22 protein-coding genes and 1 pseudogene are annotated in these 23,941 nt (G+C 42.7%); 21 read left to right on the top strand and 2 right to left on the bottom strand.

Translation table 11 applies throughout. From position 1 onward, the window contains the following. Positions 1–140 precede the first annotated feature (140 nt). The 4 genes and pseudogenes from OCU48_RS15620 to OCU48_RS15605 form a co-directional block, all read left to right on the top strand. Positions 141–608 (top strand): annotated as a pseudogene (locus tag OCU48_RS15620) (CreA family protein); the annotation flags it as partial. Positions 609–826: 218 nt separating this feature from the next. Further along, entirely contained in the window at positions 827–2,131 is a 1,305-nt protein-coding gene (locus OCU48_RS15615; RefSeq protein WP_141344738.1) for an inosine/guanosine kinase, read from the top strand. Between the two features lie 68 nt (positions 2,132–2,199). Continuing rightward, positions 2,200–2,829 (top strand): thioredoxin domain-containing protein, encoded by a 630-nt coding sequence (locus tag OCU48_RS15610; protein ID WP_141344737.1) that lies wholly within the window; start codon positions 2,200–2,202, stop codon positions 2,827–2,829. 8 nt (positions 2,830–2,837) lie between these two features. After that, complete coding sequence (locus OCU48_RS15605) at positions 2,838–3,311, top strand: BamJ family beta-barrel-assembly machinery protein (protein WP_141344736.1); 474 nt, start codon at positions 2,838–2,840, stop codon at positions 3,309–3,311. A gap of 79 nt (positions 3,312–3,390) precedes the next feature. On the opposite strand, the gene OCU48_RS15600 is transcribed toward OCU48_RS15605, so the two are convergent. Both OCU48_RS15600 and OCU48_RS15595 read right to left on the bottom strand, forming a co-directional pair. Next, positions 3,391–4,008: a beta-phosphoglucomutase family hydrolase gene (locus OCU48_RS15600; protein ID WP_141344735.1), complete on the bottom strand. Its 618-nt coding sequence runs from the start codon at positions 4,006–4,008 to the stop codon at positions 3,391–3,393. Between the two features lie 113 nt (positions 4,009–4,121). Beyond that, entirely contained in the window at positions 4,122–4,832 is a 711-nt protein-coding gene (locus OCU48_RS15595) for a DUF1223 domain-containing protein (RefSeq protein WP_141344734.1), read from the bottom strand. A gap of 115 nt (positions 4,833–4,947) precedes the next feature. Here OCU48_RS15595 and OCU48_RS15590 point away from each other — a divergent pair, with 115 nt between their 5' ends. The 17 genes from OCU48_RS15590 to OCU48_RS15510 all read left to right on the top strand — a co-directional run bounded on the left by OCU48_RS15590 (position 4,948) and on the right by OCU48_RS15510 (position 23,927). Then, complete coding sequence (locus OCU48_RS15590) at positions 4,948–5,541, top strand: SOS response-associated peptidase (protein ID WP_141344733.1); 594 nt, start codon at positions 4,948–4,950, stop codon at positions 5,539–5,541. Positions 5,542–5,636: 95 nt separating this feature from the next. Beyond that, entirely contained in the window at positions 5,637–6,179 is a 543-nt protein-coding gene (locus OCU48_RS15585) for a heme NO-binding domain-containing protein (RefSeq protein WP_141344732.1), read from the top strand. A 24-nt stretch (positions 6,180–6,203) separates the two neighbouring features. Then, the gene (locus OCU48_RS15580) at positions 6,204–7,913 is read left to right on the top strand and encodes an ATP-binding protein (protein WP_141344731.1); all 1,710 of its coding nucleotides are present in this window, start codon (positions 6,204–6,206) and stop codon (positions 7,911–7,913) included. Positions 7,914–8,136: 223 nt separating this feature from the next. Beyond that, positions 8,137–8,469 (top strand): STAS domain-containing protein, encoded by a 333-nt coding sequence (locus OCU48_RS15575; RefSeq protein ID WP_141344730.1) that lies wholly within the window; start codon positions 8,137–8,139, stop codon positions 8,467–8,469. A gap of 53 nt (positions 8,470–8,522) precedes the next feature. Next, positions 8,523–9,350, top strand: coding sequence for an OmpA family protein (locus tag OCU48_RS15570; RefSeq protein ID WP_141344729.1), 828 nt, complete (start codon positions 8,523–8,525; stop codon positions 9,348–9,350). Next, positions 9,337–11,421: an SLBB domain-containing protein gene (locus tag OCU48_RS15565; RefSeq protein ID WP_141344728.1), complete on the top strand. Its 2,085-nt coding sequence runs from the start codon at positions 9,337–9,339 to the stop codon at positions 11,419–11,421. The genes OCU48_RS15570 and OCU48_RS15565 overlap by 14 nt, the downstream gene beginning before the upstream one ends. Continuing rightward, on the top strand, positions 11,421–12,104 hold the full coding sequence (locus OCU48_RS15560; RefSeq protein ID WP_141344727.1) for a P-loop NTPase family protein: 684 nt from the start codon (positions 11,421–11,423) through the stop codon (positions 12,102–12,104). The genes OCU48_RS15565 and OCU48_RS15560 overlap by 1 nt, the downstream gene beginning before the upstream one ends. Before the next feature lie 57 nt (positions 12,105–12,161). Next, positions 12,162–12,602, top strand: a complete 441-nt coding sequence (locus tag OCU48_RS15555) for an Hpt domain-containing protein (RefSeq protein ID WP_141344726.1) — start codon at positions 12,162–12,164, stop codon at positions 12,600–12,602. Positions 12,603–12,633: 31 nt separating this feature from the next. Continuing rightward, complete coding sequence (locus tag OCU48_RS15550) at positions 12,634–14,139, top strand: sigma-54-dependent transcriptional regulator (protein WP_141344725.1); 1,506 nt, start codon at positions 12,634–12,636, stop codon at positions 14,137–14,139. Further along, entirely contained in the window at positions 14,117–15,226 is a 1,110-nt protein-coding gene (locus OCU48_RS15545; RefSeq protein ID WP_141344724.1) for a glycosyltransferase family 4 protein, read from the top strand. Before OCU48_RS15550 ends, OCU48_RS15545 begins: the two co-directional genes overlap by 23 nt. Before the next feature lie 122 nt (positions 15,227–15,348). Further along, positions 15,349–16,581: a glycosyltransferase gene (locus tag OCU48_RS15540; protein WP_141344723.1), complete on the top strand. Its 1,233-nt coding sequence runs from the start codon at positions 15,349–15,351 to the stop codon at positions 16,579–16,581. After that, the gene (locus OCU48_RS15535) at positions 16,571–17,731 is read left to right on the top strand and encodes a glycosyltransferase (protein ID WP_141344722.1); all 1,161 of its coding nucleotides are present in this window, start codon (positions 16,571–16,573) and stop codon (positions 17,729–17,731) included. The genes OCU48_RS15540 and OCU48_RS15535 overlap by 11 nt, the downstream gene beginning before the upstream one ends. After that, complete coding sequence (locus tag OCU48_RS15530; protein ID WP_141344721.1) at positions 17,728–19,131, top strand: lipopolysaccharide biosynthesis protein; 1,404 nt, start codon at positions 17,728–17,730, stop codon at positions 19,129–19,131. Before OCU48_RS15535 ends, OCU48_RS15530 begins: the two co-directional genes overlap by 4 nt. Further along, on the top strand, positions 19,131–20,522 hold the full coding sequence (locus OCU48_RS15525; RefSeq protein ID WP_141344720.1) for an O-antigen ligase family protein: 1,392 nt from the start codon (positions 19,131–19,133) through the stop codon (positions 20,520–20,522). Before OCU48_RS15530 ends, OCU48_RS15525 begins: the two co-directional genes overlap by 1 nt. Positions 20,523–20,654: 132 nt before the next feature. Next, positions 20,655–21,401 (top strand): acyltransferase, encoded by a 747-nt coding sequence (locus OCU48_RS15520; protein ID WP_141344719.1) that lies wholly within the window; start codon positions 20,655–20,657, stop codon positions 21,399–21,401. After that, positions 21,394–22,506: a glycosyltransferase gene (locus tag OCU48_RS15515; protein WP_141344718.1), complete on the top strand. Its 1,113-nt coding sequence runs from the start codon at positions 21,394–21,396 to the stop codon at positions 22,504–22,506. Before OCU48_RS15520 ends, OCU48_RS15515 begins: the two co-directional genes overlap by 8 nt. After that, entirely contained in the window at positions 22,503–23,927 is a 1,425-nt protein-coding gene (locus OCU48_RS15510) for a GumC family protein (protein ID WP_141344717.1), read from the top strand. The genes OCU48_RS15515 and OCU48_RS15510 overlap by 4 nt, the downstream gene beginning before the upstream one ends. Positions 23,928–23,941 lie beyond the last annotated feature (14 nt).

The raw sequence follows: 23,941 nt of genomic DNA, 5'->3' as shown, positions 1-23,941 counted from the left end.
ATTATTGGTTTTGTATAAGGATACACACGGATCTATGTGTGAACAATTCTTTATCAAACAATCGCTTATTTAAACAAGATTAGCTGTATGTGTTAGACTCTACTCTATTCAATACGCTGTATAAATTCTCGGAAATCGCAATGAAGAAAATCGCTCTATTGGCTCCACTGCTTGCCCTTACTCTTTCTGGGTGTGATAAAAATGAAGTCGGTGATGTCTCTCTTGGCCTATTCACCACCAAAGACATCAAGATCAATATTCTGGTAGATCCAATCGTGACAGGAGTGACATGTCACGTGGCAAGCATTGAGGCAAACCTAGACTTATCTGATCCTTCTGACTCGGCTATCTCGTGCCGTCAAACTGGAGAGATAACACCAGACATGATTGCTAAAATTGATACTTCTAAATCGGGTGAAATCGTATTCAAAAAATCTAAAAGTGTCTTTTTTAAAACCATGAAGATTCGCCGTATTTTCGATCAAAGTTCTCAAACCCTAATGTATATTTCCTACTCTACCAAAGAAACTTCAGGTAGCTACAAGCACAGTCTTTCAACTGTACCTTTATGGGATACCTTGGCGTACCAATCTGCGACCGGTGTTCCAACTACGTTGCCCGAAAAAGATTCATTAACAACGAATTCCCCAACGACCAATGACGTAACTAAACCTCAAACTGTTGGCGAAGCGGCGTCTAAAAACAGTGAGGTTGTTTTTTAAAACACCAGTTAGGGTTTAAGTGCCTACAAATTAAACGCCCTCACTCATATGCAGAGTAAACCCTGTGGTATACTCTGCCCATCTTCCTTTTACATTACCCCATTATGAAGTTTCCTGGTCAAAGAAAGTCTAAACACTACTTCCCAACCCATTCTCGCGACCCATTGGTCAATCAGATCCGTCAGACACCAAAGCTATCTAGGCCAACTGTCGTCGGCGTGGGACAAACCATTGTTGATATCGAAGCACGAGTCGATGATGAATTTTTGACAAAATATTCTTTGAGTAAGGGACACTCATTAGTTGTAGAGCAGGAAGTAGCCGATGCCCTCTACCAAGAGCTTGTCGAGAAAGATTTAATCACCCATGAACACCCAGGTGATACCATAGGCAACACTCTACATAACTACTCTGTGATAGCGGACAGCAAATCTGTGTTATTAGGTGTCATGTCTAAAAATATCGATGTGGGTAGCTATGCATATCGCTATCTTTGCCGGACTTCATCTCGCGTTAACCTGAACCATTTACAGCGCGTCGATGGTCCTATAGGTCGTTGCTACACGTTAATCACCGATGATGGCGAACGAACCTTTGCTATCAACGAAGGCCATATGAACCAACTGCTTCCGGAAAGCATACCAGAAAATGTTTTCGAAAAAGCCAGTGCACTAGTGGTCTCTTCTTATTTAATGCGCGGTAAACCCGAAGATCCGATGCCAAAAGCGGTACAGCGCGCTGTAGAGTTAGCAAAAGAAAACAACATACCCGTTGTGTTAACCCTTGGCACCAAGTATGTAATTGAAGGCAATGAAGATTGGTGGCAAAACTTCATTAAAGCAAACGTTACAATCGTTGCAATGAACGAGGAAGAAGGTGAAGCACTTACTGGCGAGAAAGATCCACTTCTAGCTGCAGACAAAGCATTAGAATGGGTAGACCTAGTACTTTGTACCGCGGGACCTGTCGGTTTATACATGGCTGGTTATACCGAGAACGACAAAAAGCGCGAGACAGAGTTCGCCTTACTGCCAGGTAACATTCCAGAGTTTAATAAGTATGAATATAGCCGCGCGATGCGCTTTACAGACTGTAAAGATCCTATCCGTGTCTATTCGCATATATCCCCTTACCTAGGTGGACCTCTTGAGATCAAGAACACTAACGGTGCGGGTGACGGCGCATTATCAGCTCTGCTTCATGATATTGCTGCCAACGGTTATCACAAGAAGAATGTGCCAGCGTCTGAAAAACACAGCGCTACGTTCCTCACTTATTCATCGCTTTCTCAGATTTGTAAATATGCAAACCGAGTTAGTTACGAGTTACTAACTCAGCACTCTCCTCGCTTGTCTCGCTCTCTTCCAGAGCGTGAAGATAGCCTTGAAGAAGCCTACTGGGATAGATAGCATACACTCCAAAGGGTGATGTATAACCATCACCCCTTCCTCTGCCTACTATTAAGACTTAAGGGACTATGAAAAAAATAACTCAAATACTTAGCCTAGTTTTCGCATCCTTGCTACTACTGACCGCATGTAGCGAAAACCCTGAACCTCAATTGAACACTCACTACTCTCAACTACCAAACGATATTAGCGATCTTGTAGAGCAACCTGTGGTTGAGGTATTTTCTCTAACTTGTGGGCACTGCCTACAAATGGAGAAATTCATTCCAGAAATTGAAGAAGGCATAGGTCAGCCTATCGGAAAAGTTCACGTGACCTTCAATGAGAGTGCCCAAGCTGCTGCCATGTTTTATTACGCTGCAGCGATGCAATCTGAAACAGGTAAACCAGACGTAGGTATGATGACCGCACTATTTAATGCGTATCATGCCAATGCGGAATTACCTGCCGAAGAGAGAACTCAACTACTCATTGATGCTTATAAAGAGCGAGGTCTAGTTTCTCCGTATGATCTCGATGATGAGCAAAAACAACAATTGTTTGAAGAAGTGACTAAAGCTGTCGATATTACTGGCAAAGGTATGATCAACTCAGTGCCTACCTTTGTGGTGAACGGAAAATATATGGTCATCACTTCAGCTCACAACGACCTGCCATCTATTGTTAATACTATCAAATACTTAATTGCGAAAGGATAATGACACTAATGTCTAAGTTTTTATTCCCTGCCATCATAGCGGTTTTAGCTGCATTCATGATTTACACCATTTGGTCCAAAAATAAAACGGGGCAAGAAAACTTCGCTCTAGGCCAAGCATTCCTGCAAGAAAATGGTCAACGTGACGATGTCATTACCACAAAAAGCGGTCTGCAATATGAAATTCTAGTGAAAGGTGAAGGTGAAACTCACCCCGCACCAACCAACACAGTTAAAGTTCATTACCACGGTACCCTTATTAACGGTACAGTGTTTGATAGTTCGGTTGATCGCGGTGAGGCTATCGAATTCCCTCTAAATCGTGTCATTCACGGATGGCAAGAAGGCTTACAGCTAATGGTGACAGGTGACAAGTTCCGCTTGTACATTCCAAGTACTCTTGCCTATGGCAAAGATGGTACAGGCCCTATCCCCGCCTCATCAACGTTAATCTTTGATGTGGAATTACTTGAAATAAAGTAAATACTAAAAAGGACTGTCCATGGACAGTCCTTTTGTTTTCTAATCGTTTAGATCGGGTTATTTTTCAAAACTCTACAACCTATTCTGTAAACGCTGCCTCGTTCACAGGTTTAAAGACAAAACCAGAATCCGTCACTAGGTAGCAGTCCATACCTGCAGCATGCGCTGCTTGCAAACCCAAAAGCGTATCTTCAAACACTACACATTCCGTTGGTTGGCATTGCATATTTTCAGCGGCCAGTAAGAACGTATCAGGAAATGGTTTGTGATTGTTGACCTCAGTTGCGGTGACTACTGTATCAAAATAATCGAATACGCCCCTAGCCTTCAATAAATCATGAGCACTATTACGCTGCGCCCCCGTGCCAATGGCGACTTTCTTAGATTGCATCTGCTCTAATAATACTTGATGAGTCATGTTGATCAGTTCGCCTTTGGCTTCGTTGCTGGCAAACTGAGACATTTTAAAGCTGGATACTTGCACAGGGTCTAGCTCTAGGCCAAATCGCCTGTTTACTTCCAACACAATCTTTGGACTTGGCATACCGCCAAGGCTATGAAGCCATTTAGGATCGAAATCAAATCCAAACTGTTTGGCTGTCTGCTCCCATGCAGCTACATGAGCTGGCATGGTATCAATTAGAGTGCCATCCATATCAAATATAATACCCTGATACTGCTCAAGTTTTAGCATCATCCTTAATCTCACTTTGTCTGTTAACTATAAATATAATCACACAGTAGCAGACTAAAATGACAAAACAATGCCATTTAATTGACCGATATACACTCTCTTTCGTTTTTTACTTGTTAAGGCTTGTTTAACCAGCCACCAACCGTTTGCACTGGGACAAAATTGTTAAGCTTGGTCAACCACACAACCACTGCATCGATCTCCGCGATCGGTTGACGATTGTTGAGCTCAAACCTCCAATTCTCTACCCCATTTTTTTGCTGCTTCTCTACAACAATAAAGTTATGTTTGAGATTTTTACCACGATTTTCACCACGCTTAACTGGGGTAGTTTCGTCCATTGCTAGCCAAGCGATATGCGCTGTATATTGCCCATCGCCTAGAAACGTGACACTGTAATTATAGTTATCCTTGGTTAGCTGTAGCGGTTTTGAATGGTGACTTTCAATATTAGGGAGAGTTCTAGTTCGGTAGCTAAAAAATCCTTTCCATTCAGCGCCGTTTACCACAAAGCCTGGTGTATAAACACTGTTCACGACACCATAGCTTCTATACAGTCTCTGTTTTTGACTGTAAGAAGGATGAGCAAATCGATCTTTCCAACCAATGTAATCCCAATAGTCCACATGGTAAGCCAAAGGAATGTACTCTTCCCATAATTTATCTTCTTCTACATATTGAGACAGATACTGGTCAGCAGGAGGGCAACTTGAACACCCTTCTGAAGTAAAGAGCTCAATGACGTACGCAGGCTTTCCTTCATGAGTCCAAACCTGAGCTTGCAACATGCTTGGTACTATCAAGGCTACTAATATTGAAAAACGCATCACTGTACTCCTACTAGAAGGCTTATCTAGTAAAGACCTGAGCAATCGTATTTCTCTTTCACGGTTTTAAATGTGCTAACTTAACACCACGGCTTACAGGATAAGTAGACAATCAATGTGTGGACGATTAAACATCACAGACGATCCTCTTGCTCAGTGGATATCAGACGCTATGGGTTTTGAATTTCATCCCTCGACTAATCACGATGTGCGACCAACACAATCCGTATCTGTGATTTCATCCACCCCAACACATCTATATCAACGACAACTGCAATGGGGAACGAAACCACAATGGTCGAAACAACTGATTATCAATGCACGCTCTGAATCGATTACTTCCAAACTTACCTTTAGAGATGCATTAACCCACAATCGAATCATCGTCCCGTGCAGTGGATGGTATGAATGGGTCACTACAGATTCAGGCAAACAAAAATTTGAATTTAATCCCATCGAGCCATCAAAAGGCTTTTTAATGGCAGCATTAGCAATGGGAAATGATCAATTTGTTACTCTTACAACAGAGCCCAATGACGAATACGCTCTTTATCACCATCGTATGCCTCTACTTTTCAACGAAAAACAAGCTTTGCAATGGATTAGGGCTCCTCACGAGGCACTCAAACTATTACGCTGGAACAGCAAAATCCCCTTTGTTGCCACAGCACAGCCTATCGAACCCATGCAAAATCTTTCTCTTTTCTAAACACTGCGTGCACAAAAACCATAGAAGTAATTGTTTTTTAAATGAGTTTGTACAAGAATCGTTAATAGTAATGTGCAATTGTTAAGAGAGAGCAAATGAAGGGAATCATTTTTACCGAATTTTTGGACTTAGTGGAAAACCATTTTGGCCTTGAGGTTTTAGATCAGGTACTAGAGATGTCACAAGACCAAGGGATTTACACTTCGGTTGGCAGTTACGACCATAAAGACCTGGTCAAACTTATCGTCAACCTAAGTAAAACCTCTGATGTACCTGCCGATCAGTTACAAGAAGTGTTTGGGGAATCAGTTTTTAAGAAACTTCTTGCCACCATGCCTCCAGCAGCAGCACTAGCGCATAGTACTAATAGTTTCGAGTTCATTCGACACGTAGAAGACTACATTCATGTCGAAGTTAAAAAACTCTACCCAGATGCCGTACCTCCTTCTTTTGAATTCATTTCAGAGAGCGAAACAGAACTTGTTTTAAACTACAAGAGTGCTCGATGTATGTCTCATGTTTGTCTGGGGCTTATTAAAGGCTGTGCCAATCACTTTGAACAAAAACTTGATATACATATGAAGCCACTTAATGAAACGGGAAGTGAAGTTCGCTTTAATATTACTCTTGTTAACTAATCATAGATTGGTAAGTATTTGACGATGGCTGATCAAAGTATTGATATCAAACTGATAGAACGAAAACTTTTGCGAGAAATGGCTTCGCGGAAGCAGGCAGAGAGTTTACTTGAACAGAAGAGTCTTGAACTGTTTGAATCAAATCAAAAGCTTGAACTGGCTGTCGCTCAACTAGAGAAATCATCCGCTCAAGATATTCTAAAGCTTGAGTTTCAACAACAAATTGATTCATTGCTCATCTATTTTGGTCGTGCATTTCTCGATCATCACTTAGACGACGTATTGTTATCTAATCTCGTTGGTAAAGTATGTGATACCACGCTTGTAAGGGCTTGTTACCTAGAACTCAATTCAGATCTTGGTCTTGGATTGAAAAAGCCTTTCTACGGCTCTGAAATAGAAGTAGATCCTAATAGTCTCAAGCTGCAATGGCGTGGTTCGCAACTTGATATACCACTGGTTGTAAATAGAGAAAAAATCGGTTTGCTCAGTCTCAAAATACAGGATACTGAACAAGACAATCAGTTTATAGAGCAGCCGTTAAGGTTAATTGCCGATTTACTGTGTAGAGCGGTTAACCGTCAACAAATTATTTATCGCAATATAGAATCTCGTAAGAAAGCAGAACAATCAGAGCGTGCAACCCGCGATTTTCTTGCGATGATCAATCACGAACTGCGTACTCCATTAAACGGTTTACTTGGGAGCTCAGAGCTTCTTCAAGATACCAAGCTTGATAGCCATCAAAAGGAACTAGTAGAAAACCTCTCTCAATCTGGTGAGTTTTTACGCGTGATTATCAATGATCTTCTTGACTACAGTAAGATCAACGCTGATATGTTCACCCTACTCCCCCGCAAGTTTGAAATCAGCTCTTTACTTAAAACCCTAACTAGCATTTTCAATTCCAAGGCATGTGAAAAATCATTACGTTTTGTTGTGAATATCTCTGATAGAGTGCCTAAAGCTGTAGAGGGAGACATGGAACGCATTACACAAATCTTTGTCAATCTCATTGGGAATGCAGTTAAGTTTACTGATAAAGGGTCTGTCACCTTAAATTTGGATTGGAAAGATAGCCATCTCCAATTTCAAGTCATAGACACAGGTATTGGTATAAGCCCTCAGGCTCAAAAAAAGCTATTTCAACCGTTCACGCAAGTAGATCGTTCGAGTAAAAGAAACTTTGAAGGCACTGGGCTCGGTCTCGCGATTTGCAATCAACTCGTTCAATTGATGGGTGGTTCAATAACGTTAGAGAGCGTTGTTGATGTCGGTACGACCTTCATAGGTGATATTCCGCTTACGAAAGTTGAAAAATTAGCCAGTGCCGCCAAAGACCCAGCAAAACAACTCAATGAACTTCTTCCTGAACACCTATCAGTATTAGTCGTTGATGATATTCGTATGAACCAAATTATCATTAATGAAATGCTCACTAAGCTCAATATCAAACCGGATATTGCGAATAATGGTGTTGAAGCGGTCACAGCGTCGCAAAACAAATCTTATGACATGATACTGATGGATTGCCGTATGCCTGAAATGGATGGTTTTGAGGCTACCGAAAAGATTCGCGCTTTAGGAATAAAAATGCCTATCATCGCTTTAACCGCCAGCACCACACTTACTGAACGAGAAATGTGTTTCAAATCAGGAATGGATGACGTACTAACTAAGCCCTATCGATCGGCAGACATTCAAAACATGCTTGTCAAATGGTGTCATAGCTAATCTGCTATCTGCTATCTGCTATCAAGGCTCACTATTAAGTGAGCCTTTTTGGTTTTTTCTCCCTGTTTATCTGAACCCATTACCTTTCTCATTTTAAGAAACTCAATTTCTCATTTTGACACGCCTATTTAAACCTTTGTTTTTATTGCGTTTATTTTTTGGCACGGTTCCTGCTATCTACTAAGTACGCTCACTGAAGCGATTCTTAAACGGAGATAACATCATGGAACTACGCAAAATTGAATCAAGTGAAAACCTACTTACTTTAGCGGTATTTGGTGACTTTAATGCTCAAGCAAGCAAGGAAGCGCAAATATGCATTGATGATGTACTAACCGACGATAACCACCCTCAAATTGAAATTGATTTAGAGCATGTGGATTTCATGGATACGTCAGGCATTGGCGCGATTGTTTATCTATACAAACGCCTAGTAGAAAGCGATCGGAATATGAGCATTAAAAATGTTCATGGCCAACCTCAAAAAATGATGGAATTGCTACGCATTGGACAAGCGATTCCGTTGACCACTCAAACAGCGGAACTTGAGCACTAATCACTATTCACATGGAAGTGAACAGTCATTACAAGGGAATCAGGAGAGAAAAGATGAAATGGACTAACCAACTAAAAGCAAGCACTACATTACTAGCAGCACTAGTAATGGCTGGTTGTTCAAGCTATCCAGACGAAGGCCAAGGCGGTATGGGTGAATACACCGCTATGTCTGATTTCTCTCCCGTATTTCCTGAGGAACCACTGGGTCCCGAGCATGGCCTACGCTTTGACTTTCATTTAGCACGTTTGCAACTTGATAGCCTTATTAATCAAGGTGCTGAATGGTGTTTCCCCGCATCGGTTGTGCAGGCAGAAACTAAAGAGAAGCGTATAGCGAGAGAGTTAGAAGGCGGTCTTCTTCTTGATGCAGCCAATGACATAGTCATCTTGAGAAAGAATCTAAACAAGTTGGAGCTTCAGTTGGATTACGTGACCAGTGAGACAGAGTGTGTACCTCCCTCGCAAAACGCATCCTTCCAAAGCGACAAAGCGATCATTACCCAGTTAGTTGACCTACTCAACGTAGACAATCAATTTGCTGTTGGTTCTACCGAAATAAATCCGAAATACATGGGCCATCTTGCAGAAGCAGCTAATTTGTTAAAACAGCACAGACACCTAAAGCTGAGTGTAACGGGTCATGCTGATATGGCAGGAAGCCCAGAGTACAACGAAAAACTTGCAATGGGACGTGCTAAACAAGTTGAGCGTTACTTAGTGATATTCGGTTTGGAAACCGCTCGTATTCAAACTCTTTCTGTAGGCGAAACCCTACCCCTGACTGAAGGCGATACACCCGCAATTCGCCTAACCAACCGTCGCGTTAGCATAGATATTGTATCAACTAATGCGCAAGGAGGCGGCTATGAACATCTTTAAGGCTCTACTTATCCTAATGGTTAGCATCAGCTTTTCTGTATTTGCAAAACCCGTACAGATTGGTGACCTTGTTCAGGTCAACCTTCCAGGAGAAGCCTCGCTAAACAAAGGTTTTCAAGTAGATAAATCAGGACGAATTTCACTTCCTGAAGTAGGTCCAACTTATGTTGCGGGTTACGAAGAAGCTCAACTGCAAAAAGTGGTTAAAGATGCACTAAGTAAAGTATTTCGCGACCTATCCAATGCAAGTATTTATGTAGCAGAACGCCAGATTTTATTGTCTATCCAAGGTTACGTACGCTCACCAGGTGAATACACCCTTCCTGAGTCATCCACAGTACAAATGGCGCTTTACGCAGCAGGCGGTATTCGCCCTGGCGCACAGCTTAATAAACTGCATATCAAACGCGGAAGCGAAACCAAAGAATTCAACTACAAAAAGTTTCTAGATTCAGGCGATGACTCCACTTTGCCAAAGCTAAAGTCTTTAGACACTATCTTTGTGCCAGCCTCTCCTATGGTCGGCAACATCGAACAAGAGTTTGACGCAGCAAAGCTTGCCAATGCCGGTGACAGTGGTGATTCACGAAAAGCTATCAAGGTATTTGGTGAAGTAAATGCTCCAGGTTCTTTTAGCTTCAAAACAGACACAGATCTTGTCGACATTATCATGCGCTCTGGTGGCGTTACGCGCTACGCAAGTGTTGAGCAAATCCGTGTTATTTCGAGCAACAACCCTACTACGTTCAACCTTAAACGCTACCTAGATAGCGGTGACGATTCTATGTTGCCGAAGCTTAATCCTGGCTCAATTGTGTTTGTTCCTAAAATGGAAGAAGAAATAAAGTCGGGCGCCAATATGGTTTATGTAATGGGCGAAGTTGCCGCTCCGGGTGCATTTGAAGGCAAGCCGGGGGCTACATTTATGGATATTCTTGCTAATGCGGGGGGTCCTACTCGATTTGCTGAATCTCGTCAGATTCGTTTAATCAAAGCAAATGGCAAAGTCATCAGATTTGACCTTACAGCATTTACAGAAGGTATCGGTGGCGTTCGACCACCAAAGATTGAAAATGGCGACGCGATCTTTGTTCCAGAAAAAACCGACATGAACGAAAAGTCCTGGTTAAAAGTCTCTCCTGACCGCGCCGTGAATATCATTGGTGAGGTGGTTCGTCCTGGGCGTATAGAATGGTCAGACGAAATGGATCTTATGGACCTTCTGGCTCATGTGGGTGGCCCTACATTGCGTGCAGATACAACCACTATTGAAGTGGTAGACAGTGAACGTAAAGTTCAAGTATTTGATTTAGATGCCTATATTAGAAATGGCGCTAAGAGATCGCAGCTTCCAAATATTTCAGCTGGTTCGATTGTACGCGTTCATGACTTGCCTCAAGACCCTTCAGACAATAAATCACAATGGGTACGTCAAAAGTCCGAAGCGTCTATCTATGTATTTGGCCAAGTGAATGCACCGGGTCGTTATCGCTTTACCAAAGAAATGCATTTTCTAGATATTTTATCTGCAGCAGATGGCCCAACGGGCGAAGCAGACATTCACAACATCCGAATCACACATCGAGACAAAAGCTACTCTCGCGTTAGCAAACTCAACCTATCTCTTTACTTTGAAACAGGCGATGAATCACTGCTTCCTGTAGTCAGAACTGGGGACACTATCTACATTCCAGAAAAAGACAAAAACTGGCTAGACCGATCTAAAGAATCCACTGTTCGTGTGCTAGGTGCAGTAAACAATCCTGGTCGCTATGTGTTTGATGACAATATGACCATCCTAGATTTACTTGCAGAAGCTGGCGGTCCAAGTGAGCAGGCTTACCTTGAGAAAATCAGTGTGGTAAACATGTCTTGCTGCCAAAGCCAAGCTCGAGTATTTGACCTAGTTGAATTCAGTAAAACAGCCAATTTTAGAAAACTTCCGGTAATTCGCGCTGGTGACACTGTCTACATTCCCCATCAAAGAGAAAGCTTAATGGAGAAAGCTCGAAATGGACTCGATGATGTATTAAAGATTGCGACTACGATTGTGTTAATAGGAGCTTTGTAATGAGCATTACCCGACTATGCCCGGAGTTAGAACAGACATTCCTTAAACTTGAACTGGCAAAAACACGCAGTATCTGTATTACGGGAAACAAGGCAGGTTGCGGCGTTACTCGATTTACTTCTACATTGGCAGAACACTATATGCTAGCAGGTTACAGAACATTGCTAATTGACTTAAATCTGGATAACCCTGCTTTTGAGCCTGCTTTAGTATCTTGTGAAGGCGGAGGAGATTGGATTACAAACAAATACACTATGCAGCTATTCTCTGGATGTTCAGTACCAACAACTCAATCTGAACAAATGAGCTTTCGCGACCCAAGAGCTCTTGGTCAAAAAATGAAGCATTTGTTATGCGATTATGATCGAATAATCGTGGATGCTGGCGCACTCAATAATCCTCAATCTGATCTACCTAGTGCTGTCATCGCTAATGCTTGTGAGGCTACACTGTTGACTGTCACCGGTGGCGAAACGACGAAAGAGGAACTAACTAATGCCCTTAGCTACCTTAATGATGCCAATGCCAAGATGTGTGGAATCATCATTAACCAATACTCGCAACAAACCCTATCTCAGCAATTATTGAGCGTCATCAACCGACGCAAATTTTTACCCTCATTTATAAAACAAACACTTCAAAACGTCATTAAAAGCGCCTCAATACTCAATCACACGGTGTAAACACGAAAATTGTGTGACACAAAAACTAGAAATAAAAGGCGATAAAAGGAATACTAAATGTTAAGACGCTTTTTACACTCTCTTTACAAAGTGAACCCTTTGCAAAGTACGAAGCAGATACAGCAAGAGAAGGAAGGTATTGCAGTGGCAGCAGAGCAACTTATAAACAACGCAGTAATCGAGCAAATTATTAGCGATACCAGTATCGAAATTCTTCCGCTACTTATCGACAGTTATTTGGAAGAATCGCAGACACGTATAGAAATCATTAATAAAGCGCTAATTGAAAAAGACTATCAAACGTTAGAATTTGAAACGCACACCTTAGCAGGCACATCGCTAGCCATCGGCGTGGCAGCACTGGGCAATATGGCTAAATTAGTAGAACAATCTTGTTTGCAACAAGATCACGAAAAGGCATTAGAAAATGGTGCCTCACTCAAAGATTTAGTAATTCACTCACATCAAGCATTGCAAAGCCTAAAAGAAAGCCTATAAATAGTAAGTCATTGGTTTAAAAGGACGTTTCATGGATCCAAAAGTGCTACTGGTCGAGGACTCCAACTCACTAGCCATACTCTATAAACAGTATGTTAAAGACGAGCCATACGATCTCTTTCATGTAGAGACCGGTAAGGATGCGAAACGATTTATCGAGCACCACGCCCCTCAATTGGTCATTCTCGATCTCAAACTTCCCGACACCACTGGGGAGGAAATCCTTGATTGGATCAAGGGAAATGAAATCCCTACCTCAGTGATCATCGCGACAGCTCACGGTTCAGTAAACACAGCCGTCAACCTGATTCAAAAAGGAGCTGATGATTTTCTCGAAAAGCCAATTACCGCAGACCGATTAAAAACTTCCGTTGCACTGCACCTTAAGCGTACCAAATTAGAGAGTTTGGTTAATAAGCTAGAGACTAAGTTCGACCGCCCTAACTTTCACGGTTTCATCGGGTCTAGCTTACCTATGCAAGCGGTCTATAAGATCATTGAATCTGCTGCCCCTACCACTGCCAGTGTGTTCATTAACGGTGAAAGTGGTACCGGAAAAGAAGTTTGTGCAGAAGCCTTACACAAGCAGAGTAAACGCGCCGAAAAACCCTTTGTTGCCCTTAACTGTGGCGCAATTCCAAGAGATCTAATGGAAAGCGAAATCTTTGGTCATGTAAAAGGAGCATTTACCGGTGCGACGACCGACCGTAAAGGCGCGGCAATGCAAGCCCATGGGGGCACTTTGTTCCTCGATGAATTGTGCGAAATGGAACTAGAGATGCAGAAAAAACTACTGCGTTTTTTACAAACCGGTAGTGTCACCCCGCTCGGTGGTAGCAAAGAGCTGAGAGCGGACGTACGAATCATCTGTGCGACCAATAAGGACCCTCTAAAAGAGATTGAAGCCGGTCGTTTCCGTGAAGATCTCTATTATCGTGTGCATGTTATCCCTATCGAGCTTCCCGCTTTGCGCGAAAGAGACAAAGATATCGTGACCCTAGCTAAGCATTTTGTGAAGCTTTACTCCAAACAAGACGGAAAAGGATTTACTGGGTTATCTACAGAAGTAGAATCGATTCTTAAGGCTTACCCTTGGCCAGGCAATGTTAGACAACTGCAAAATATTATGCGAAATGTTGTAGTGCTCAACGACGGTACTAAGGTTGAAGCAAGTCAACTTCCCCCGCCTCTTAACGCAGTTAAACCTGCAGCGGTAGCAACACCATCTCCTGCAGTTATAGCGAAACAACCACCACCAGCAATTGCCGAAACATCACCTACCAAGAGCTTAGCTTCCACTGAAGAAACTCTGCCCGTTGAGACGCTACAAGCTCTCACCTCCGTGAATACTGAAGGGGCTGACACATTTGCGGTAAGACCTATGTGGCAAGTTGAGAAGGAGACAATCCAAAATGCCATTAAGGTATGTGAGGGCAACGTCTTAAATGCGGCAGTGATGCTAGAACTAAGCCCATCTACTGTTTATCGCAAAAAACAACAGTGGGAAACCGAAGATGACTTGCAAGTCAGCAAGTGATCTGGTCAATTATCAAGAGGTATGGCTGTTATTAGACAGCCTTACCTTTGGTGGCATTGAAACTCACGTACTAGAGTTGGCGCGAGGAATAGCGTTTTACAAAGTGCCCGTGCGGGTCATTCTGGTTACTCGTTTTAAACAACCATCAGCAATAATATCCAAGCTCGAACAACACAACATCCCCTACAGCTATCTGCACACGTTAATCAATGAAGAAAATCATCACTCATTAATTAGGCAAACTTTTCAGTTACGACGAGCCATTACACAATTTAAACCAATAGCCATTCATGCTCACGGTTATAAAGCCAGCATCATCAGCAAACTGGCCGTAAAAACTACCACAGGCCAAACAAAGCAAGTAAGCACCTATCATGCGGGAGAAGTCCCTAAAGGAAAGGTTAGGCTATATGACTGGCTAGATCGCTACAGTTCTTTGCTATCAGATTACAGCCTTTGTGTAAGCCCTGAGATTCAAGCTCGACTTCCTGCAAGGAGCTTATTTCTAAACAATTTCATCTCAACAGACGACTCCATACAAAGCTTAGGGAAGCGAATTGCTTTTGTGGGTCGCTTAAGCCATGAAAAAGGCCCAGATCGCTTCTTAGATCTAGCCGAGGAGCACTCTGATGTGTCGTTTTATTTGTATGGCGATGGCCCAATGATGAATGACCTCAAAAGTCGAAATGTTATTAATGCCCAATTCTTAGGCTTTCAACCCAACATGAACCAATGCTGGGACGACATTGGTTTGTTGGTCATCTCCTCTCGCTATGAAGGACTGCCGATGACGGCACTAGAGGCGATGTCACGAGGTATACCTGTGCTAACGCTCAATATCGGAGCGTTAGCACGATTGATTGTTCATGGCCATAATGGTTGGATATCTGATAACACAGAAGAACTGGCTCTATTTCTAGAAGAATGGCTAAATAGCACAGAAAGCGAGCGAGAAACTCTAGCTGAAAACGCTAAAGAGACCATTGAATCCCAGTTTTCTACCGAAGCTGTCGTGCCGCAGATCCTTCCTCTTTATTCCAAACGTCTACTCCCTGCTTCCTTTGCTTCTAAGAGCCAGTCATTCTGATTCTCAATTTGAGAATATAGACTTAAACTACCAAACATTGCGTTAAAACAATCACTTAGAACTGGCATTCTATTTGCAGTACTCCTTACAGCCACCATATTAAACTGTTAGGGAGAAAAGGAATGCACCCAACGACTAATCTACTTATTGTGCACTACGGTGATGATTGGATCAGAGGCAGTGAAGCATGTCTTCTAAACCTTATTGATTCACTATCTCCTAGTTTCAGACCTGTGGTTTGGACTAACAATCAAGTACTAGTACGTGAACTAACAGCAAAGGGAGTTGCGACACATTCATCAAACTTTGAAGTGATCAACTTTCAACAGACTGCCTTTAATATAAAGGCATTGTTCGAGCTGTATAACACAGCCTCAACGCTCATTTCAGAGCACAATATCAATCTAATACATGTTAACAGCGGCGCACCATGTCAGTGGATGACGTTTGTAGCCAAAGCTAAACGTATTCCAATGCTGTGCCAACTTCATAGCCCTTATAATCTACATGACCGTTTTACTCTTGGACTACACTCTGCGCAGCATTTAGTGGCGGTTAGCCATGCCGTTGCGACACCAATCCTAGACGAAGGATACCCAGATCAAAATTTAACTGTGGTTCATAACGGCGTGCCAAATATCGATCTAAGCCAACCGATTAATGTTCGAGAACGATTTGATATCCCACCACACGCCAAGGTACTCATCAGCGTAGGTTCTCTTATTAAACGTAAAGGCTTCGATAAACTCATTCAGGCCCTTGCTCTTTTAAACAGTAACCAAGATCCGCATCACCTCATCATTATTGGAGATGGGAGCGAGCGTCTGAATCTAATCAAGCAAATTGAGTCATTAGATCTAGACTCCAAGGTTCATTTAGTCGGTGAACAATCTAACGTTAATGCTTGGCTTGCTGGTGGTTGCGACCTTTTTGTTAGTGGTGCAAGAAGCGAAGCCTTTGGATTAGTACTAGTTGAAGCCTCGTTAGCCGGACTTGCCGTAATTGCTCCAAACGTGGGAGGCATAAGCGAAGTTATAGAACATAATTCAACCGGACTTCTTTACGAAAATGGTGATAACGAGATCCTTTTCATTGTTGATGCAGTAAGCCAGCTCATACAAAACCCAACGTCTCGTCAAGCCATGGCAAGTCGTGGCAAACTCGTAGCACAACATCGTTTTTCACTTGAGCAAAATACATCTCAAATAGAATCTATATACAACCAATTAATAGACTCTGGCATAAAACAATCCTGGTTATCATGGCTCAGTTCCCTACTTCGTCCATTCGGTACTTTCTTTAGAACGCGATTTTTGTCAGAAAGCAAAACCGTAAGGAACGCTCATGAAGCCTAACCATTGCATCATTTTCGATCCCATTCCTTATCATGGAGGCTCAAAAGTCGCTACGGAACTAGCTATTAAGCAAGTTGACGAACTGACTGTATTTCATGTGCTTAGTGCCTCGCCTATTAGTTGGCGTCAAAGCAACAAGGTGAAAGTGACAGCTCTGCCCATACCAAAAGGCCTTGCTATACAGACTCAAGGACTTGGGTACTGGACCAAGCAAATCTATCTAACTCTTTGTTTTATCCTGTTTACAGTTTGCATCATGATTACCAGAATGAAAAAACCAAGCACTCTGCTTATGGCATCAGGACCCGGTGTTGATTTTTCTGGTTACATGGTTTCTAAGCTGTTCAGCGTAGCCTTGCTGCAACTTATCCATGGCCCTGTTGGTAAAAGTAGTAGTTCAAAGTGGTGCCTAAGCCAAGGGCATCCAACCTTCTACTTGGCATCAGCTAAGCCAAGTTTGCTACTGTGCATGGAAACCGACGAGCTTCCTACTAGCTTCAAAGAGTTTACCAATGGTTTAGATGAAAATGATTACCCATCTACTCATAGGTTTTCCAGTAATGACACTACTGTTAATTTCTATTGGGCGGCTTCGCTTTTGAAATGGAAAGGATTAGATACACTTAAGCAAGCAATTGAAATTGCGGTGACAAATTCACAGTACACAACCAATATCTGTTATATAAAGCCGAAAAATTCGCAGGCTGATCAATCCACTGTGGATAAACACTTACCGAATACTTTATGGCATAAAGAACCTAAGAATTTAGATGAAGTAAGAGTAAAATCAGACGCTTATATTTCCACCAGCGTCAATGAACCCTTTGGATTATCTACGCTAGAAGCGCTTGCCGCTGGACTTATTGTGATTATTCCTAGAGACAACGCATTTTGGGATAAAAAGTTACAGCATAACGTAAATTGCCTAAAATACACTGCAAATGACGCTCAAAGCTTAAGTCAAACTATGACTCGCATTGCCAATAACCTAGACCAGTACCAAAAAATTGCAAAGCAAGGCCAAAAAATTGCAACCCAGTACCTGGCAAGTAATACCTACCGTGAAATTGCACATGCAATTGAAGGTAACAACGAGAAAGAAACGTCTTTAAAGCAATGCTCTCAAATAAAACCGGGAGAACAGCAATGAAACTCCCTACAATTTCGGATGCTCAAAAACAGATGCTGGGCTATGCGTTTGCTTTGTTTTTCATGAAAGGGCTCTCCCTAATCATGTTGCCAATCACTACACGCTTTTTATCTCCAGTTCAAATAGGTGAATTGGAATTGCTTGCCGTGACAGCGTCGTTCATCGGTATTTTATTGTCTGCTAGCTTACACGAAGCGCTATACCGATACTGCGCAGAACAAACAACTAAAAATCAGAGACTTAAAACAGCAAGCAACCTGTTCACCTTAACCTTATTAATCTCCCTTTCTTTTGCCTGCTTAGGCCTTATAGTGACGTTGTCACTACAATGGAAGGAAACATGGGAAATTTCTAGACAAGCAGTGTTAGTGCTTTGGGTCTCTTTGACCATAGAAGGCGCTATTGCCATTTCTTTAGCTTGGTTAAGAATGCAAGATAGAGTCAAAGCGTTTTGCCGAATCTGCATCACCACCAGCTTGTTTCAAGTAGCACTAGTGTTAATCTTATTGCAACTAGGCTATGGCGTCGTTGGGGTACTTGTAGCGGGTTTTATTGCCCATTTCATTCAACTACTGCTACTTATCCATGCCAGCAACCTCAGCATAACCCTTCCAAACACGAAATTTATCAACACTACCCTGCGTTATTCATTGCCCCTGATGCTATCGGGTTTAGTCGCATTTGGCCTCAATGGCGCTGAGCGCTGGTTAATGCTTAAGGGTGAATCTCTAGCAATGGTGGGACAATATGCCATTGCCGCAAAGTTTGCTTTAGCTATGTGCGTTCTAGTTCAACCTTTTGGTATGTGGTGGATGCCTAAGCGTTTTATAGTAGCAAAGAACAATCCTTTCAAAGCTGCCAGAACCACCGAGCTAGGCATCATGTACGTATGTATCCTCGCCTTGTTCATTGGGTTGTTTGGGCAATGGCTATTGGAGTTTGCCTTAACTGATGATTACGCTATTGCAGGAGAGTTGTTGGTCGGTGCTTTATTCATGGTGTTAGGCAAAGAGTTCGCGGAATTACTAAACTTAGGACTACTTCAAAGCAAACAAACTAAGACTATCTTAACCGTTAATCTGTGGACAACCATAGTGACCTTAATATGGTGTGGATTTACCTATCAGTTGGGGATCTGGTCCATTATGCTGAGCATAGGGGTAGCTCAGCTAATAAGAGCATTGATACTCTACAAACTGTCTCAGTACTACTGCACTTTGCCATACCGCAGTCTTCGGTTAAGTGTTTACCCAGTGATTACCCTCGTAGGATTGCTAGCTATCCAACTAGGTTCTACTCTTCAAGGCCTTAGCTCCCTAGCCTGTTCATTTTTACTACTCATTGCGACTTACACTGTCGAACTACCAAAACATGCCCAAACTAAAAAGGTAGGTGTGTAATGACTAGGTTAGTCAATCATTCCGCCAACGCACTTAGCGCACCGAGTGTCATTGCAACCGTCGCTGTTACCTTGGTTATTGCATTAGTTTGGTGGAAGATCCCTCACCCGGCAGTTGGGGTCGCCCTATGTTTGTTGCCTATTGCCGTATTAGTTGTTGTAAAACACTTGTTCTGGTTCGTAACCCTATTCGTTGTGTTTTCCTTTTTTAGAATCCACGAAGTCATCCCAGTTTTAATGCCATTTAAAATCCCATTGTTATTGTCTCTTGGCGCCTTAGCCTCTTTGTGTTGGCACTCGCTAATTAGCAGGCAGCTTAAAGTCTACTGGCACCCTTCTATGAAATGGCTGGTAATATTCTGGGGCCTAGTTGCAATCGGTTTAGCATTTGCGACAAATCGGGGTGAAGCACTATCAACCTTTAAAGGGATCTACTGGAAAATCATGTTGATGACCCTTGCTATCATATGGATTATCAACACTAAGGAACAGTTGTCGAAAATATGCTGGACCATTGTAGCCGCAGGTTGCCTAGTTGCCTGTGTAGCTCTGTTTAACTCGGTAAACGGTATTGGATTAGTCGAAGGATCCCGAGTAACAATTGGACGCCAGCTTGGCTCTATGTTAGGCGACCCAAACGATTTAGCGCTAGTACTGTTGTTTCCATTAGCTTTTTCTGGCAGTTTTTTCTTCAATAATCGCCAATCAAAAATCAGTCGCTTTATAGGCTTTACGGTTTTGGCACTCCTTTCCATGGCCATAATCGCTACGCAAAGTCGCGGCGGCTTACTTGGTATGGTAGCGGTGTACGCTGTTTATATTAACCAAGCTGTTCGATCAAAAGTTTTACTTATCAGCGTTGGAAGTGTTGGTTTAGCCCTGTTGTACTTAGCTGCGGGCATTTCGGATCGGGCATCTGGGGGCGCTGCGGAGGCAGGGATAGATTCTTCTTCAATGGGTCGCTTGTATGCCTGGGAGGCAGCTGCAAAAATGGCTGTCGAGAATCCTTTAACTGGCGTCGGAATCAATAACTTTTATTCGAACTACTACTTTTACAGCTCGCACTGGGACGGCTTGAATCACGCAGTACACAGCACATGGTTTGGTGTATTGGCAGAAACAGGCTTTTTAGGTCTCATTGTGTTTATCGCATTGATCGTCTCACTGCTTCGCACAGCCAAACACTCTCTTGATTGTATTAAGGCATCACCCACTGCTTCCCCGTACCTAGAGAGCTCGGCTAACGCTGTCTACGCTGGGTTAATTGGTACTATCGTATCCGGCACCTTTCTTACTCAGGCCTTTGTCTGGCCAATCTATATACTTGCGGCTCTTATTATTTGTGTTTCAAGTATTATTCAAAACGATTCTCAAATTGAGAATAACAAATAGCAATGTACTAACCTCTTGTTTTTGTTGATTTATATTTCTGGCACGTTCTGTGTATTACCTAGATAAGGAAAGTGGAATCGGTTATGCAAATAGGCTAAACCTTTTCGCCTAAATGCACAAAGGAACGTTGCTATGAACGCATTAGATGCAAATCAGCTAAAACAAAAACTAAAAACCAGCCGAAGCCCACTTGGGAAGAAACTCTTTTCATTAGCAAAAGCTATACGTGTTTGCGATATCCGGTACCCAACACTGCTCAATAAGCTGTTCTACACCTCGTATGTTGGGTTCAGAGACGCCTTTAATTTCATCCTTCGAGTTTTTTTTCAAACACCGGCTTTTCGTGGTCGTTGTCAAAGCTCCGGTAAAGCACTGTATCTTTACGGGGGAGTACCCTTTGTGTCTGGTCCATTGTCTATCACTGTTGGTGATCGTTGCCGAATCTCGGGGCAAACCACCTTCAGTGCCAGTGCCCATACTAGATACCCAAGCCTAATCATTGGCTCGAATGTTGGAATAGGATGGCAAACCACTATCGCCGTTGGTTCCAAAGTAGTCATTGAAGATAACGTGCGTATTGCAGGGAAAGCGAATCTATTTGGTTACTCAGGACACCCGCTGGACGCTCGAAGAAGAGCAAAAGGCGAACCCGATGACATTAGCCAGATTGGCGACATAGTCTTGAAACGAGATTGTTGGTTAGGTACAAATTGCATTGTTAAGTCAGGTGTCACTATAGGGCAAGGCGCAGTCATAGCTTCAGGTAGCGTTGTTACCAAAGACATTCCACCCTTTGTTGTTGCAGCTGGCGTTCCGGCAAAAGTAATCAAGTATATATCCCAAGAGACTCATAGTGAGCAAGGAGGCGAGCATGCGTGATCTTATCGTATTTGGTGAAGACTTTGGCGGTCTTCCTTCGAGCACTCAGCATATCATTACCCGCTTGAACCCTGAGCGACGCATTCTTTGGGTTAATTCAATTGGCCTGCGCAGACCTCGCCTATCCAAAACTGATGTGAAGCGCGTATATAACAAACTGTTTTCTAGAAACAGCAAACTGCCAATGGCAAACACTGAAGCCATCCCTAGCAACATGAAAGTAATCAGTCTAAAAACACTACCTGCGCCTAGGTTTGCATGGGAACGAAAGCTTGCTAAAGCTTGGATGACATCGCAATTAGCACCGACATTAAAACGCCTTGAGTTTAACAATCCAATTCTTTGGACCTCATTACCAACAGCTGCTGACTTGTGTGGTCATATCAACGAATCGTCTGTAGTGTATTATTGTGGTGATGACTTTGGTGCATTGGCGGGCGTAGACCATAAAACTGTCATCAATCATGAAAACAAGCTTACCGACAAAGCCAACCTTATCCTAACGGCCAGTGAAGCCATGCAACAGCGCTTTCCTGCTTGTAAGACCCAGTTATTACGACACGGTGTCGATTACGAACGATTTTCAACGCCAGCGCCTCGCGCAGCAGACCTCCCTACTGGAAAGCCTATCGCCGGATTTTATGGGAGCCTATCAAACTGGCTGGATTACGAATTGATCAACCAAACAGCCAAAGCAATGCCCGATTGGAATTTCGTATTTATTGGCAACAACGAGTTGGGCCATAATCCGTTTGCTCACCTAAATAATATTCACCTACTTGGCCCTCGTCCTCACCAAGAACTGCCTAGTTATTGCCAGCATTGGGATGTGAGTCTGTTGCCTTTTCTTCTTAATGAGCAAATCAAGGCGTGCAGTCCTCTAAAACTAATGGAATATGTGGCATGTGGTACTCCTATTATTTCGACCCATTTCCCTGCGCTCAAACACTTTAAAGACCAAGTTAACGTGGTCGCAAACAGCATTCAACTCGTTGATTGCTTAACGAGATACCAAAGTCTCACCCCTTGTCAGAGTCGGAGTGTCGAAAACGAAAGTTGGCAACAACGCTCGCAATTTGTTGACTGGTTATTGGAGCTATTATGATTGAACTTAAATTGCGCATTGCGGGATTAATTGTAAGTAGTTGGCGTCGTCGTTGGGTGATATTACTCCCTGCGTTAATACTTCCTATAGTAGCAATTGGTGTATCCAAACTGGCTCCGACAAAGTACAAAGCACATACCAGCATGCTCATACAAGAAACGGCCAAAATGAATCCTTTTCTACAAGATCTTGCCGTATCGACCATGCTAAATGACCGTTTAAACGCGGTAAAAACATTGCTTAAAAGTCGTCATGTACTCTCTACCGTTGCTTTAGAGCTTGGTCTTATTGACGAAAACAGTTCCGACTATGAGAAAGACCAAGTAATGGCAAAAATAGCGGCAAACCTAAATGTGGTTCAGCAAGGAAAAGATCTTCTAAAGATCGAATATTCCGCTTCTTCCCCGATTGGAATGAAAGCACTTCTTGAATCTGTTAGTCGTCATTTCATTGAACAGTTACTAGCGCCCGAGCGTTCTTCAATTCGCGACTCAAGTACCTTTTTGAACGAGCATATAGAAAAACGCTTTTCTGATTTACAAAATGCAGAGCAAAAACTGGCGGAATACACCAACGTCCACTCGTCACTCACCCCGGAAATCCGTTCGCAAAGCTACGCTCGTATTGCCGTATTGAAACAAAGTCTGGCGGAAAAAGAGGCAGAACTGTTTGGCGTAGAACGAAGTCTTAACACCCTAGATCAGCAGTTATCCAGCACCAATCCTGTTGTGGGTCGTATTGAAGACAAAATTATAGAAATACGCAGTGATTTGACGCTATTGCAAGCAAGATACACGAAGAATCACAGTTCGGTACAAGCAAAGAAAAGAGAGCTGAACCGGTTAGAGCAAGAGCGTGAGCTGTTATTAAATACAAAGCAACCAACATTGGATACCGATCAACTCAGAAACATGGCAAGCAGCCAAGATCTTAATAACTTGACTACTATCCAGCCGTTGCTAATGAGTCAATTGCAAAACCTTCAGCAGGTTCAAAGTCGCTTTGAAGCACTCACCGAAGAAACCGCACGATTAACCACTATGATTACAGAGCTAGAACAGAAAACCCAAGGTTATGGTGATAACGTAAAAGAAATATATAGCCTACAGAGAGATGTTGAAATGAAGCGTCAACTCTATGAAGAGCTTGTGCAACGTTATGAAATGGCACAATTAACCGGCGCGTTAGGGGTATTTGAAGAGAATAAGCGCGTGAAGATCATTGATCTACCTTTTACACCAAGCTTTCCGTCTAACTGGCCAACCATCATTTATTTTGTTGTGGGTTTGATCGGTGGCCTAGGACTAGGAGTAGGTCTTGCCGTCCTTTTAGAATTGTTCGACACGACCTTACGCAATAAAGCTGATGTAGAGTCAATCACCTCTATTCCTGTAATTGCTATTGCACCACAGCATAGCTAGGAACTGTTGACCTA

The sequence above is a fragment of the Vibrio inusitatus genome (genome assembly GCA_024346935.1).
Classification (GTDB): domain Bacteria; phylum Pseudomonadota; class Gammaproteobacteria; order Enterobacterales; family Vibrionaceae; genus Vibrio; species Vibrio inusitatus.
Note: the sequence above shows the minus strand (reverse complement) of the source record. Positions and strands in the feature narration are given on the sequence as shown.

What these genes read in the sequence shown, in the direction of transcription:
- OCU48_RS15615 (WP_141344738.1), top strand. Translation starts at nt 827, where the DNA reads ATGAAGTTTCCTGGTCAAAGAAAGTCTAAACACTACTTCCCAACCCAT.
- OCU48_RS15610 (WP_141344737.1), top strand. Translation starts at nt 2,200, where the DNA reads ATGAAAAAAATAACTCAAATACTTAGCCTAGTTTTCGCATCCTTGCTA.
- OCU48_RS15605 (WP_141344736.1), top strand. Translation starts at nt 2,838, where the DNA reads ATGTCTAAGTTTTTATTCCCTGCCATCATAGCGGTTTTAGCTGCATTC.
- OCU48_RS15600 (WP_141344735.1), bottom strand. Translation starts at nt 4,008, where the DNA reads ATGATGCTAAAACTTGAGCAGTATCAGGGTATTATATTTGATATGGAT.
- OCU48_RS15595 (WP_141344734.1), bottom strand. Translation starts at nt 4,832, where the DNA reads ATGCGTTTTTCAATATTAGTAGCCTTGATAGTACCAAGCATGTTGCAA.
- OCU48_RS15590 (WP_141344733.1), top strand. Translation starts at nt 4,948, where the DNA reads ATGTGTGGACGATTAAACATCACAGACGATCCTCTTGCTCAGTGGATA.
- OCU48_RS15585 (WP_141344732.1), top strand. Translation starts at nt 5,637, where the DNA reads ATGAAGGGAATCATTTTTACCGAATTTTTGGACTTAGTGGAAAACCAT.
- OCU48_RS15580 (WP_141344731.1), top strand. Translation starts at nt 6,204, where the DNA reads ATGGCTGATCAAAGTATTGATATCAAACTGATAGAACGAAAACTTTTG.
- OCU48_RS15575 (WP_141344730.1), top strand. Translation starts at nt 8,137, where the DNA reads ATGGAACTACGCAAAATTGAATCAAGTGAAAACCTACTTACTTTAGCG.
- OCU48_RS15570 (WP_141344729.1), top strand. Translation starts at nt 8,523, where the DNA reads ATGAAATGGACTAACCAACTAAAAGCAAGCACTACATTACTAGCAGCA.
- OCU48_RS15565 (WP_141344728.1), top strand. Translation starts at nt 9,337, where the DNA reads ATGAACATCTTTAAGGCTCTACTTATCCTAATGGTTAGCATCAGCTTT.
- OCU48_RS15560 (WP_141344727.1), top strand. Translation starts at nt 11,421, where the DNA reads ATGAGCATTACCCGACTATGCCCGGAGTTAGAACAGACATTCCTTAAA.
- OCU48_RS15555 (WP_141344726.1), top strand. Translation starts at nt 12,162, where the DNA reads ATGTTAAGACGCTTTTTACACTCTCTTTACAAAGTGAACCCTTTGCAA.
- OCU48_RS15550 (WP_141344725.1), top strand. Translation starts at nt 12,634, where the DNA reads ATGGATCCAAAAGTGCTACTGGTCGAGGACTCCAACTCACTAGCCATA.
- OCU48_RS15545 (WP_141344724.1), top strand. Translation starts at nt 14,117, where the DNA reads ATGACTTGCAAGTCAGCAAGTGATCTGGTCAATTATCAAGAGGTATGG.
- OCU48_RS15540 (WP_141344723.1), top strand. Translation starts at nt 15,349, where the DNA reads ATGCACCCAACGACTAATCTACTTATTGTGCACTACGGTGATGATTGG.
- OCU48_RS15535 (WP_141344722.1), top strand. Translation starts at nt 16,571, where the DNA reads ATGAAGCCTAACCATTGCATCATTTTCGATCCCATTCCTTATCATGGA.
- OCU48_RS15530 (WP_141344721.1), top strand. Translation starts at nt 17,728, where the DNA reads ATGAAACTCCCTACAATTTCGGATGCTCAAAAACAGATGCTGGGCTAT.
- OCU48_RS15525 (WP_141344720.1), top strand. Translation starts at nt 19,131, where the DNA reads ATGACTAGGTTAGTCAATCATTCCGCCAACGCACTTAGCGCACCGAGT.
- OCU48_RS15520 (WP_141344719.1), top strand. Translation starts at nt 20,655, where the DNA reads ATGAACGCATTAGATGCAAATCAGCTAAAACAAAAACTAAAAACCAGC.
- OCU48_RS15515 (WP_141344718.1), top strand. Translation starts at nt 21,394, where the DNA reads ATGCGTGATCTTATCGTATTTGGTGAAGACTTTGGCGGTCTTCCTTCG.
- OCU48_RS15510 (WP_141344717.1), top strand. Translation starts at nt 22,503, where the DNA reads ATGATTGAACTTAAATTGCGCATTGCGGGATTAATTGTAAGTAGTTGG.